The organism is Pseudoalteromonas sp. Ld20 (assembly GCF_045064175.1).
Taxonomy (GTDB): Bacteria; Pseudomonadota; Gammaproteobacteria; order Enterobacterales; family Alteromonadaceae; genus Pseudoalteromonas; species Pseudoalteromonas neustonica.
On record NZ_JBISHB010000041.1, the window covers coordinates 310,032 to 325,066 of the forward strand.

Annotated in this window: 5 protein-coding genes; 2 read left to right on the forward strand and 3 right to left on the reverse strand. The window is 42.1% G+C overall.

Annotation, left to right across the window (positions count from 1 at the left end; translation table 11 throughout):
- Window positions 1–51: 51 nt before the first annotated feature.
- Window positions 52–528: a phosphohistidine phosphatase SixA gene (gene sixA, locus ACJJVX_RS17045; protein WP_054206048.1), complete on the reverse strand. Its 477-nt coding sequence runs from the start codon at window positions 526–528 to the stop codon at window positions 52–54.
- Between the two features lie 181 nt (window positions 529–709).
- Between sixA and ACJJVX_RS17050 the strand changes: the two genes are divergently transcribed.
- Window positions 710–3,430: an insulinase family protein gene (locus ACJJVX_RS17050; protein ID WP_405632568.1), complete on the forward strand. Its 2,721-nt coding sequence runs from the start codon at window positions 710–712 to the stop codon at window positions 3,428–3,430.
- A gap of 52 nt (window positions 3,431–3,482) precedes the next feature.
- Window positions 3,483–5,720 (forward strand): EAL domain-containing protein, encoded by a 2,238-nt coding sequence (locus tag ACJJVX_RS17055; RefSeq protein WP_054206050.1) that lies wholly within the window; start codon window positions 3,483–3,485, stop codon window positions 5,718–5,720.
- Window positions 5,721–6,415: 695 nt separating this feature from the next.
- Here the strand turns inward: ACJJVX_RS17055 and yeiP are convergent.
- Window positions 6,416–6,988 (reverse strand): elongation factor P-like protein YeiP, encoded by a 573-nt coding sequence (gene yeiP, locus ACJJVX_RS17060; protein WP_054206052.1) that lies wholly within the window; start codon window positions 6,986–6,988, stop codon window positions 6,416–6,418.
- A 148-nt stretch (window positions 6,989–7,136) separates the two neighbouring features.
- On the reverse strand, window positions 7,137–15,035 hold a 7,899-nt coding region (locus tag ACJJVX_RS17065), incomplete at its 5' end, for an Ig-like domain-containing protein (protein ID WP_405632571.1).

Genomic DNA, 15,035 nt, shown 5'->3' on the forward strand with positions numbered 1-15,035 from the left:
ACAACGTAGAGAGTAAGCGTCTGTGAAACGCCCAAAGGGTTGGTTTAAAAGCTAAACATCAACGTTACTCGGTGCATGAATGCTTAAATATTCGCTTTTTTGACGACTTTCATCATAACTAAGCACCGCAACAGCCCCCGTATTAAAAATTGGCATATTACCAATACTTAATTGATCGACTAAATAACTCACAATTGGCATATGAGCAACCACTAGCCATGAATCACACTCAGGGTGCATCGCAATGAGTGTTTCAAGATAATCGGCGGCCACTTGTGGATTTGCTTCCGGAACAATATCACCACAGGTTTCTTCAAATAAAAAGCGGTTATGCTTTTTAACCTCTAACGCAGTTTGCTGAGCACGTATATAAGGGCTCACTAATAAGCCTGTTGGTTCATGTGTTGCGTGCAACCATAAACCCATTTTTTCAGCTTGCTGTTGACCAATCAAAGTCAAATTTCTACTTGCATCGTCAGCTTGCATCGGTGTTGCTTCGCCGTGGCGCATTATTAGGATTGTTTTCATAAAAAATCAACCGATTAAAGAATATAAAACAGTAGCCAGTTTGCCCGTTTGTCCGCTATATTAAAACAACGTCCCACCTATCGCTTATGATATTCAGGAAGAAATAACCAAGCTCTATAATTGCTGTCCTGAAGATATCATCTGTTGTTAACAAGTAAACGCTAAGTTTCAGGAGCATCATTTGAATATCAGCCGCAATGATAACAGAACATACCACTCCCTCACACTGGACAATGGTCTAAAAGTACTGTTAGTGCAAGATAAAGATTCAACCAAAGCCGCCGCTTCGATGGCTGTAAACGCAGGTCATTTTGATGATCCTCTTGATAGACAAGGGCTGGCGCACTTTTTAGAACATATGCTTTTTTTAGGGACAGATAAGTTTCCAGAGTCGGGAAGCTTTGGTAATTTTGTATCTCAAGCTGGTGGTAATACCAATGCATGGACAGGCACTGAACATACTTGCTATTTTTTCGATATTAACGATCAAGAGTTCGAACACGCACTTGAACAATTTAGCCGTTTTTTTATCTCGCCATTACTAAGCCCTGCTGAAACTGAAAAAGAGCGCAATGCAATTGATGCAGAATTCAAACTAAAAATTAAAGACGATGGCAGACGCATTTATCAAGCCCACAAAGAAACCGTTAATCCAGCTCACCCTTTTTCCAAATTTTCAGTTGGTAATCAACAAACCTTAGCTGATCGTACATTATGTATCAGCGACGAACTTAAAAGTTTTTTTGAACGCTATTATCAAGCCCAGTGGATGAGCCTTGTTGTATGTTCAAGCGCAAATATTGCGACCATGCAAAATTGGGTCACGTCTTTATTTGGTGCTATAAAAGGCCAAGCAGTTAAAAAGCCAGTTATTGAAGCGCCACTCTATCGCCCGCAAGATTTGTCTAAAGTGCTGCATATTGAACCACATAAACATATGCAAAAGCTCATAGTAAGTTTTGCCATGCCTAATATTGATGATTTTTATCGCCATAAAACAGTGAGTTTTATTGCTCACTTACTAGGGTATGAAGGGCAAGGGTCATTATATTCAACCTTAAAAGAACAAGGCTGGATAAACGCACTTTCTGCTGGTGGCGGAATTAATGGCAGTAACTTTAAAGACTTTAATATTAGCGTGGCGCTAACCGATGAAGGCATTGAATACTATGAAGATATTGTTGAAATGATATTTGAGTATATTTGCTTAATCAATCAAAATGTCGATAAGCTGCCTCGTTTATATCAAGATAAAAAAAATCTCTTGCAAATTGCATTTGATAATCAAGAAAAAGCCCGTTTAATCGACTGGGTCAGTAATTTAAGCATCAATATGCAACATTATGATGAACCCAATTACGTACAGGGTGATTATTTAATGGTGGGCTTTAATGAAAGTGCTCACAACATGGCGATGCAATGGCTAACACCGCATAATATGCGCTTGGTGTTGATCCACCCAGATGTAGAGCCAGAGCATAAAACTAAGTGGTATCACACCCCTTACCGTGTTGAGAGCATTTCAACGTGCTGGCTTGAAGCCCTATGTGAAATAAATACACCATTACCAGAAATGCTACTGCCAACTGCAAACCCATACTTAACAAAAGAAGTTACTTTACACGAACTAGATCAACCACAGCCGCACCCTCGACTATTAGTAAAAGAACCTGGATTTGACTTTTGGTTTAAGCAAGATAATACATTTCGCGTTGCGAAGGGTCATTTCTACTTAGCTATGGACTCTGACTTTGCCGTTAAAGATATAAAACACATGGCATTAACGCGTCTTTTTGCCGATTTATTTATGGACAGTGTGGCTGAGCAATTTTACCCCGCAGAGCTTGCAGGGCTTAGCTATCACTTAACGTCCCATCAAGGTGGATTAACACTGCACACCGCAGGATTATCATCAAGTCAATTAGAATTAGTCGACGAATTACTTAATGCATTATTTAATGTCACTATTTGTGCAAAGCGCTTTGCTGAATATAAAAAACAATTGGTGCGTCATTGGCGAAACAGTAATCAAAATAAACCTGTAGGGGAATTATTCAGTGTGCTTGGCGCTAAAGTTATGCCGTGGAACCCAGAACCAGAGCAGTTAGCAACTGCACTTAAAGACACCAGCTTTCATCAGTTTAATTGCTTTAGAAAGGAGTTTTTTAACGCTCTGCATGTGGAGTCATTTTTACATGGCAACTGGCGAGAAAGTGACGCGATAGAATTTCAAAAGAAAGTAGCGCAGCATTTGGCAAAGTCAGCCACGATTGCTGATTTAACACGCCCATTATTTGAGATAGATAAAATTACACGCACTCAGTTAGAGCTTAACTGTAATGATCATGCCATGGTCATTTATTACCAAGCCCAAACTGATGAGGTCGCTGAAAAAGTAAAAATGATGGCTCTAAACCACCTTATTAATCAAGATTACTTTAACGAGCTACGGACAAACCAACAATTAGGCTACTTAGTTGGCGCAGGTTACGCACCATTTAATACCCGCGCTGGTATGGCCTTTTATGTACAATCACCCGATTACTCAGCATTGACACTATTAGAGCGCCACAATGAGTTTATCGCTAAATTTTTAGCTACATTGAGCCAATTAGATGAACAGCAGTGGCAGCAGCAAAAGCACGGGCTAACAACTCACATAGCGGAAAAAGATAAGAACTTACGTCTTAGATCACAACGGCTTTGGCTTGCTATTGGAAACCAAGATCACCATTTCCATATGCAGAAAAAATTACTCAACGCCCTAAAAGAACTGACTTTAGCGCAAATGATCATCTATATTCGTTCAACATTTGATGATAATAGACCAAGATATGAACTATTAAGTGTACCCAAAATGAAAAAACAGACAAAAGAGGCTGTTTATTCTCATTCTCTTTGACACTTCATGGCGCTTCATTTAAATTATCAAGTGCTAAATAAAGAAGTGCATAATGATAATAAAAAAAATAATACTTAAAACATTACTGTTCATCATATTTATTCTCAGCTATAGCCCACAAAGCTATGCTGAGCAATCTCTTGATCAACAAACCTTAATGGTCTATTTACCAAGCGCCTTTGTTGCGCTGGTTTTACCGTACCTGCTATTTACCATATATAGACTGCGCCGTTCCCGAAAGCAACTGCGGTTGTCAGAACATCGTTTAAAAAGCACTGTAGAAGGCAGTGGAGACACTTTGTGGGATTGGAATATAAAATCTGGCTCAGTGTTGAGAATAAATGATAAATACATGATGGATAAAAACGCCACCAGTGATTTCCCTCCTAATAAAACTCTTATTCACCCAAATGATGTTGCAAATGTCGCTCTGTTATTAAAGCAGCACTTTGCTGAACAAAGTGCATTTTTTGAAGCCAGCTACCGTATAAAAGATAGCTTAGACCGTTGGCATTGGGTGCTTGATAGAGGAAAGATCATCGAAAAAGATGGCAACCTAAATCCATTGCGCATGACTGGTACTGTGCGTGATATCACCCAACTGAAATCCACAGAGGCACGTCTTAACTTATTTGCAAAATGTGTTGAGTCGCTTACTGATGCGCTCGCAATTTATGACAAAGATTTTAATTTAGTTGATTTAAACCCTAGCTTTTTAAGTCAATTTGGGGGAAATCGCGATAACTACCTAAACAAACCTTTTACTTTGCATGGCTACGAACAAAGCTATATAGATGAAATAAAAAATACCGTAAAACAAACAGATCACTGGCAGCAAGAAGTAAAACTACGCAATAGCGAGCGCAAATTATTACCGATTGAAATTTCAATTGATGAAATAAAAAACGAACAAAATCAAATATGTAATTACGTAATCGTTTACTCTGATCTTACAGAGCGTAAAAAAGCCGAATCACAATTGCATAACTTATCAAACCGCGATCGAACAACCGGCCTGCCCAATCGAAACTTATTTTTTACTAACTTAAAAAAGTTAGCCAGACAAAATGAGCACCATGCTTTACTTGTGTTTGATTTAGATGATTTTAAAAAAATTAATGACTCATTAGGCCATCAACTTGGCGACAGTTTATTAGCAAAATTAGCAATGCGCTTAAATAAACTAACACGAGAAAAAGATGTTTTTTATCGCTTAGGCGGCGATGAATTCGCTTTAGTTATGTCTGGTACAAACGATATCCACACCATTACCCGCATGGCAAAACAATTTTTAGCAGCCATAGCCACTCCATTTAAAATGGCTGGTCATGAACTCGTGATCACTTCAAGTGTTGGTATTGTATTATTTCCTGAAGACGGTAATACCCCTGAACTGCTGCTTAAAAATGCCGATACAGCCATGTATCACGCAAAAAAGAAGGGCAATAGCTACCTGTTTTTTAATGACACGATGAATCGTCAAGCAGTTAAACGCTTACAAATTGAAAACCTTATGCGTTTTGGTTTAAAAGAAGATCATTTTGAAGTGTATTATCAACCAAAAATGAACATTCGTACTGGAAAGTTCACTGGGATGGAAGCATTAGTGCGCTTTATCACCCCTAAAAAAGGGATAATTAGTCCTGGTGTATTTATTCCAATAGCAGAAGAAACAGGACAAATAATTGAGATTGGTGAAGTAGTATTAAACAAGTCATGCAGAGATGTAAAAGAATGGTTAGATGCTGGTTTATTCAACGGTCGTGTTGCCGTTAACCTCTCAGCTAAGCAATTTAGTTTACCTGATTTAACTACCCGCATTGACGTTATACTGCAAAAGAATGAGCTCCCCTCATACTTTTTAGAGCTCGAAATTACTGAAGGTACGGTAATGGATGACCCGCAAGATGCCATTTCAATTATGCGCTCACTTAGCGCACGGGGAATTCATTTAGCTATGGATGACTTTGGAACTGGTTATTCATCACTGGCGTATTTAAAACAATTTCCGTTAAACACATTAAAAGTAGACAAAGCATTTATAGACGACATGAAAACAGAGCGTGGCCGCAACATGGTTGACTCAATTGTAACGATTGCTCATAACCTTGATCTCCATGTGGTTGCTGAAGGCGTTGAGCAAGCAGACCAAATCACTATTTTAAAAGAGTTAAACTGCGAAACCATGCAAGGCTACTATTACTCTAAGCCGCTCTCTAAAGCTGAGTTTACTGTTTTTTTAGAAAAGCAACAAAGTGAATCCGCACTGAGCCTTGTTCATCAAGCTTAAGGCAGCCAAATACACGCTTGCCTCCCGTTACACCGTAAAAGAGCACGTCGATAATGTAAATTAAATAAACACCACGCTACAGGGCCTAACAGCCCTGCAAGGACTATCCAACGCTTTACTGGCATGCCTTTTTTAATCACTTCTAAATACATAATAACAACAAACACAATACTGATTAAAAAATAAAGCAAACCAACAACACCATTCAGGTCAAAAATCAAGCGGGTAGTTTAACCAAAGCTCAAATAAATTTAAAGTGTTATGCTAGGGCGTGTTGACCTTTGTGGATTGAAATTTGTTCAATTTAGGGGCGATTTAATCGCGGCGCGAGGTTTGTAACCTAGTGGGCTAAGTAAAAATCGAGCAAAGCTTCCGCGTCCTGCTCACGCCCCTTACCTACATCCGTGTAGGCAACAAAGAGTTAATCGCCCCTAGGTAGAACCCTTTGGGCAGCGCATGTTTGGCATTTATACTGCGTTATCGCCTATTTATGGGGAACAACCACACGACATAGGCTCTGCCTTGCCTAAATACCAAACATACTGCTGCAAAATCAATCAAGAAAGGTCAACACGCCCTAAAAATGATGGCGAAAAAAAACCAGCCAAAGCTGGTTTTAAATTACTACGCTATACCTATTTCATTAAAGTGGTGAGGTTTGACTCTCTCACTTTAATAACGTTGGTATGTCTGATTTACTTTTCAGCACGGCCCATAAATTTTTGTTCTGCGGTATTAATACGAATGCGGTCACCCGTAGAAATATGCTCTGGCACTTGAATGATCAAACCCGTTGATAAACGTGCTGGCTTTGAACGTGCGCTCGCAGATGCACCTTTAATTGATGGGTCAGTCTCTTCAACCACTAATTCAACACTTGATGGTAAATCTAAGCCCACAGGTGCGCCATCAATGACTATAACGTGAACACCTTGCGTTTCTTCGTTCACGAATAAAATTTCTTCGCTGATAGCCTCTTTATTCAAGTTGTATGGCGTATAATCTTCGTTATCCATGAATACATACTCTTCACCATCGATGTAAGAGAACATTGACTCACGGCGAATTAAATCTGCCAATTTAAGCATATCGCTATCTTTGAATGTTTCATCAACTTTACTGCCCGTGACTACATCGTATAAACGCATACGATACAAACTACCGCCAGCACGGCCTTGCGGTACAGATCTAACAATATCTTTAACAACTAGCACGCGGCTATTAAACTCTATAGCAGTACCTTTTTTAACTTCACTCGCCTTAGGCATTAGTGTATTCCTATAATTTATAAATCCACAGAAACATACCACGAACTGGGTATTCTTCAATAGAAACAAAGCAACTTAACGATAGTTTTTGTGCAATTAAACAATCAAACGCCGCCTAATGGCGGCGCTGATTATAGTTTAGTCAATCTTAAAAGCGTACTTTTACACCTGCAGATAACTCACCAACATCATTTTTTGTCACTTTATAATAGGTGTATTTAAGTAGTAGCTCGGTATTTTTATATACCGAATAACCTAATGCAGCACCTGCGTACGGCTTAGTGTCATGTTCTTTATGCTCTAACATCGCACCTCCAGTAATACCGCTTTGTATTTCATACTGATGGCGGTATGCACCTAAAAATAACGTTGCACTTAATGACTCTACTGGCTCAAAACGATAGCCAATTTCAGTAGCAATCCCTTTAGGAAGAACTGGTACGTAGCGTGAGTAGTCGATATGAACACCGTCTGGGTTAGTTGTATCTGCCGTTAGCTCAACACGTCCTTGCCCTAAATCAATGTATCTTAAACCAACCTGCCAATTTTTAGTCAGATCATAATAAACACCCAGCGACCAGCTTGTATCTGTATCATCCACTGATATTAAATTTACGTCGTTATCTGGTTTAGCTAATGCACTTTTTGCTTTAGCTTGTCCTAAGGTCCCCTCTATCGACCATGTATCAGCCATTGCACTAGTACTCAACAAACAACTTGTGGTAATAATTGCAAAACCTGGTAGTAGTGACTTTCTACGGCTAATAACAAGCACTGAAATCAATAATAACCCTAAGCCTCCCATACTGCCTCCTGATGATTTATTACTAATGGCAACTGACTTAACTGCTTTAACAGTGACTTCAACTTGCGCCGCTGATTTAGCTCCTTTACTATCTTTAATAGTGTAATCAATTGTATCCACTCCTTCAAAGCCAACTTTTGGTGTGTACTGCAATGTACCGTTTACATTAATTGCTGTACTTCCTTGCATGGCTTTTGCGTTTACAATAAATAACTCATCGCCATCTATATCTGTATCGTTACGAAGTACGTCAATTTCTATTGATACTTGATCGTTTGTTGATGCCGTATCAAACACTGCAGTTGGTGCATTATTAGTTACAAGGTTCACTTTAGCGGTGCTATTTGATGTACCACCTTGTCCATCACTGATACTGTACTCAATCGTTGCAACACCAACAAACGCTGCAGGCGGAGTATAAAGCAACTGATTTTCAACAATACTCACTTCGCCAAAATCAACGGTTACACCAGTAAGTGACAGTGAATCACCATCCAAATCTGTATCATTTTTTAATACATCAATTGTAATAGATTCACCTGCACCGATCGTTACCTCATCTGGATTAGCTTGCGGTAATTGGTTTGTGGAGCGAGCAACTGCTACGCCACCTGGGTCAACAATAGAGCGGTTTGCTTTTCCATCATCATCATTTGGGCCGCCATCAACAATTTGTAGTTGTACACACCATGACCCTTCAATTAGCCCTGTGGTCCATTCATTACTGCGTGGTGGTGGACAATAACCTGGCTCGCCTGCCGCCGAGAGTATTTGGTTCTCGCCTGTTGTTACAAAATCAACCCACTCGCCTTCTTTTAGCTTTCTATAAACCGAGTTTTGCGAAATTGGGTTTCTTTGTGGCAGCACAATACTGTAAGTATCGCCTGCATTAGGTAAACCTGAGGCGATAAAGTCAAATAACCCGCCAATATTTACCGCATCATTATCTGCTGGCAATTCACTATCGAGCAATTGTACACCACCGGTTGCATTTTGTGAGACCGTGATCCCTTTTCTGATGCAAACGCCAGGTTCACCTTCAACCAAGAACTCATCACTATCTTTGGCTTGCTCTTGCATAACATTACATTCACTGATGGCATCAAGGTAATCAGGAATACCGTCATTATCGCTATCGCTGTAACCTTCTTGATCGTCTGGAATTAAATCTCCATCGGAGTCTTGCTCTGTTAATGTTGCAAGAGCCTCAATAACCTCAACATAGACTTCTTTGGTTGTTGATAAACGAGGTTCACCATCATCTTCTGCCGTTACTGATACTTTGTAAACACCCGCAGTAAGAGACTGTGTTGAGAAAGTAAATTCACTCTCATTCGTACTGGTATTGATAAGCTCATTATCAATAGATAGCCAACTCAAGCTAACGTTATCGTTTGGATTCACATCCTCGACAAGCCCTGTAATGGTGACAAGTTCCTCACCGATAGTCACCAACGATCTACCTTGCCCACCTTGATGAACAGATGTTGTAATTGTTGGTGCTACGTTATCTTCAACAATAGTAATCGTGGCTGTTGATCTCGCGCCTAGGTTCAGCGTATCAGCCAGTGAAATTGTAATTGTTTCATTGCCTTCAAGCTCTGAGTCAGCAAATACAGTGAAGTTAACTCGCCCTTGAACACCACTTTCAATGATTAATTCACCTGATGTTAAATTGTGATCTGAACTATCAGCAGTTCCTAAAACTGTATACGGTATAGTTACTGGATATACAGGTGATTCACCATTTAAGAATACACTAAACATGTGTGTCTGATCTTCAGCAACTTGACTATCTTTGCTCAAAGAAATCAGTGGATTAATATTAATGTTTTGTGTCGCGATTGCCTCAAGTCCATTACCATCAACTGCTTTCCAATACACTAAATGGCTACCTGGAGCAAAGAGTATATTTGAGCTTACCAATGATACCCCGATTCGATTACCTTGACTGTCGGATGCAAGCGGAACCCCTAAGTTCACTTTAGTAAATAACCCCTTCGCATTAACATTAACATCGGCCGGTGTTTCAATAGTTGGCAAACCTATGTCCAGTTGATTTATTGTTAACTTAGCCGTTGATTTACTACGCGCTTTATCAGGGTCTTCAATCAAATAATTAATTTGAATAGTACCCTGCGTACTTGCTTGCGCATTATAAACAACCAATCCATTTTCAATAGTGACAGACCCTACGCTTGCATTTACTCCTATTATATTTAATTGCTGCTCATCAGCGTCCGTGTCGTTTGCCAGCACATCAAGCGTGTAAATGTTCTGCTCGTTTTCATCAAACGAGAATACATCAGGATTTGCCACAGGAAGGTCATTCACCGAGGTTACATTTAAGCTCGCTGTAGCGGCTGCAGATTGTTCTGCGCCATCACTTGCTAAATACGTAAAGCCATCAACACCAAAGTAGTTCAGGTTTGGCGTGTAAGTAAACGACGTTCCTTGCTGACTTAATGTACCAAACTGCGGCTGTGACATAATAACTAATGTTAATACATCCCCATCAGCATCTGTTATCGTTGGTGAAAACGAAATTGCGTTATCTTCAAGTAAACTCAGCGAAATACTTTGCGCAACTGGCGCTTCATTTGTGTCATTAACCGTAATTGAAAACGATACTAAGCTAGCACTTAACTGCGCATCACTGACGCTGATCACAATGCCTGCTTGCGTGCCTACATCATCATTTGTCGGAGTGCCACTAAGCTGACCTGTCGCTGCATCGAAGTTTGCCCAACTTGGCTTGTTCGTGATGCTAAAGCTCAGCGTATCACCGTCCATGTCTTGTGCGCTTGGTGTAAAGCTATACGCTTCATCCTCGTTCACTTGCGTTGCGGGTACCCCACTGATACTTGGTGCATCATTGGTATTGATTACCGTAATGCTAAATGGCGCTAAGCTTTGCGTTTGCGTGCCATCACTCACACTGATAATTATATTGCTGTAACTGCCTACTTGCTCATTCAGCGGGGTGCCGCTTAATTCGCCCGTTGCGCTGTTAAAGCTTAACCAACTTGGTTTGTTACTGATACTAAACGTTAAGGTGTCGTTGTCTGTATCACTCGCTGTAGGGATAAATTGATAGCCGCTGTCTTCGTTCACTGACGTCGCAGGCGTACCACTTATCAACGGTGCGTCATTAACGCTCGTCACTGTGATTGCAATATTTGCTACATCTGAATTAAGCTCGCCGTCATTGGCGACAACGCTGACTGAGTCACTGCCATTAAAGTCACTGTTTGGTGTGTACACCAAACTATTGCCCGTTAAGCTTACGCTGCCATTGACCGCATCCGTCACCACGGTATAACTCAGGCTTTGCCCTTCAATGTCTTCGCCCGATAAGGTCACGGTTAAGGCCGTGTCTTCATCTGTTGAGACTGCTTGCCCTGCGAGCGTTGGCTTGTCGTTAATCGGGGTTATCGTTAGTGATACGGTGACTTCATCCGAATCAACCTCGCCATCATTGGCCACAAACGTAAAGCTGTCTGCGCCATTCGCGTTCGCTGTCGGGGTGTAAAGCCAGCTGTCATTACTTTGTTGGATTAGGCTTCCTTTTGTTACCTCATCCACAATGCGATAGCTCAGTGTATCTTGGTCTACATCTGTCGCGACTAACGTCAATAAGATTGAACCATCTTCATCCAGTGTTTGCGCTTGTGCGCTGGCCACGGGTTTGTCGTTCACTGACGTTACTGTCATCGTCACTGTGGCAACATTTGAAACTGCACCTTGGCTGTCTTTTACTGTGTAGGTAAAGCTGTCGTCACCAAAGAAGTTGGCATTGGCTGTATAAATAATCGCCCCTGCACTGGTCACTTGCGTTTGCCCGTTCGCTGCATCACTCACAATTGTTACACTGCTTGCATCCAGACTGTCGCCTTCATCTACGTCACTGTCATTACCCAGTACGTTGACCTCAAACTGCCCTTCCTCTTGCAGTTGCGCCGTATTATCAAGCGCAACTGGTGCGTCATTAATAGCGTTAATCGTCAGTGTCACTGTGGCTGCTTGTGAGGCTAGCCCTTCACTGTCTGTCACTGTGTAAGTAAAGCTGTGAACGCCATTTATATCCGCTTTTGGCGTGATGGCTAAACTACCATCTAAATTCACGCTTACACTGGCAAAGCTGTATTCACCGACGCCATCGCCTTTATCTTCTAACAATACATTCGCGCCGTTAAATCCTTGGTCTTCAACGTCTGAATCATTCGCTAAAATGGCCACACTTGTCACGGTGTCTTCATCGGTAGTCACCGCATCATTCGCAACAACCGGGCGGTCATTCACTGCACCTATGTTAACGGTGACTGTTGCGGTGTTTGATACTAAACCATCACTGTCTGCAATGGTGTACGTGAAGGTGTCTTGGCCTACTTCATTACTATTTGGTGTGTATACAAAGGTCCCTGCGGTTTCATCAATAACCACTTGCCCTTTACTTGGCGAGCGAACCACGGTAATTGCGCCTGTTGGTATTGTATCTTCAACATCGGTAGCTTGTGCTTTGAGTGCTGTCGCGTCAGATGCCGTATCTTCTTGCGTACTAATTACTATCGTAGCCGCAACCGGTGCATCATTGACAGGTGTAATATCGATGGTCACTGTTGCGGTATTTGATGTATTTCCTGCCGCGTCTTTAACTGTATACGTAAAGCTATCAGTGCCTGTTTCGTTTAGCGCAGGTGTATATGTCGCAACCCCATTGGCAATGGTCACATTACCTTTTGTAGGCGCCACTAACACGGCAGCAGATGCAACGACCATATCGCCTTCGGCGTCTGTGTCGTTATTGGTCAGACTAAATGTTACACCAGTGTCTTCATTGGTCTGCGCGGTATCATCTTGTGCTACTGGTGCATCTGCTATTGCATTGATTGTCAGGGTTGCGGTGTATAAAGGTGATAACTCACCTGAACTATCTTTGATTTGATAAGTAAAGCTGTCGCTGACATCCTCCCCACCATTATGAGCATAACTAAAGCTACCGTCCGCTTGCGCTGAGAGTTCACCAAATTGCGGCTCACTTACAATGACCAAAGATAAACTATCTCCACTATCGGTGTCGTCATCAGTGGCGTTATTTAACAATCCATTGGCACTTGTCACCGTCAGCGTTTGTGCTTCATTCAATGTGAATGTTGCATTTTGTCCTACCGGTGCATCGTTGGTGTTTGTCACTTCAATTGCAAAGGCCGGTAAGCTTACGCTCGCAGTTCCATCTGATGCACTTATTACGATCCCTTGCTGTATACCGACATGTTCATCTGCTGGCGTACCGCTGAGCGTGCCAGTATTAACATCAAAATTGAGCCAGCTTGGCTTATTACTGATAGAGAACACAAACACACTGTTATCAACATCACTGATTGTTGGCGTGAATAAATACGCACTGTCTTCTGCTACGGTTGTACTCGGTGTGCCCGATAGAACTGGGGCGTCATTGATATTAATAACTTCCAAGTTAAAGGCTGGTAACGCAGTGCTTATACTGCCATCACTGACGCTGATCACAATGCCTGCTTGCGTGCCTACATCATCATTTGTCGGGGTGCCACTAAGCTGACCTGTCGCTGCATCGAAGTTTGCCCAACTTGGCTTGTTCGTGATGCTAAAGCTCAGCGTATCACCGTCCATGTCTTGTGCGCTTGGTGTAAAGCTATACGCTTCATCCTCGTTCACTTGCGTTGCGGGTACCCCACTGATACTTGGTGCATCATTGGTATTGATTACCGTAATGCTAAATGGCGCTAAGCTTTGCGTTTGCGTGCCATCACTCACACTGATAATTATATTGCTGTAACTGCCTACTTGCTCATTCAGCGGGGTGCCGCTTAATTCGCCCGTTGCGCTGTTAAAGCTTAACCAACTTGGTTTGTTACTGATACTAAACGTTAAGGTGTCGTTGTCTGTATCACTTGCTGTAGGGATAAATTGATAGCCGCTGTCTTCGTTCACTGACGTCGCAGGCGTACCACTTATCAACGGTGCGTCATTAACGCTCGTCACTGTGATTGCAATATTTGCTACATCTGAATTAAGCTCGCCGTCATTGGCGACAACGCTGACTGAGTCACTGCCATTAAAGTCACTGTTTGGTGTGTACACCAAACTATTGCCCGTTAAGCTTACGCTGCCATTGACCGCATCCGTCACCACGGTATAACTCAGGCTTTGCCCTTCAATGTCTTCGCCCGATAAGGTCACGGTTAAGGCCGTGTCTTCATCTGTTGAGACTGCTTGCCCTGCGAGCGTTGGCTTGTCGTTAATCGGGGTTATCGTTAGTGATACGGTGACTTCATCCGAATCAACCTCGCCATCATTGGCCACAAACGTAAAGCTGTCTGCGCCATTGGCGTTCGCTGTCGGGGTGTAAAGCCAGCTGTTATTACTTTGTTGGATTAGGCTTCCTTTTGTTACCTCATCCACAATGCGATAGCTCAGCGTATCTTGGTCTACATCTGTCGCGACTAACGTCAATAAGATTGAACCATCTTCATCCAGTGTTTGCGCTTGTGCGCTGGCCACGGGTTTGTCGTTCACTGACGTTACTGTCATCGTCACTGTGGCAACATTTGAAACTGCACCTTGGCTGTCTTTTACTGTGTAGGTAAAGCTGTCGTCACCAAAGAAGTTGGCATTGGCTGTATAAATAATCGCCCCTGCACTGGTCACTTGCGTTTGCCCGTTCGCTGCATCACTCACAATTGTTACACTGCTTGCATCCAGACTGTCGCCTTCATCTACGTCACTGTCATTACCCAGTACGTTGACCTCAAACTGCCCTTCCTCTTGCAGTTGCGCCGTATTATCAAGCGCAACTGGTGCGTCATTAATAGCGTTAATCGTCAGTGTCACTGTGGCTGCTTGTGAGGCTAGCCCTTCACTGTCTGTCACTGTGTAAGTAAAGCTGTGAACGCCATTTATATCCGCTTTTGGCGTGATGGCTAAACTACCATCTAAATTCACGCTTACACTGGCAAAGCTGTATTCACCAACGCCATCGCCTTTATCTTCTAACAATACATTCGCGCCGTTAAATCCTTGGTCTTCAACGTCTGAATCATTCGCTAAAATGGCCACACTTGTCACGGTGTCTTCATCGGTAGTCACCGCATCATTCGCAACAACCGGACGGTCATTCACTGCACCTATGTTAACGGTGACTGTTGCGGTGTTTGATACTAAACCATCACTGTCTGCAATGGTGTACGTGAAGGTGTCTTGGCC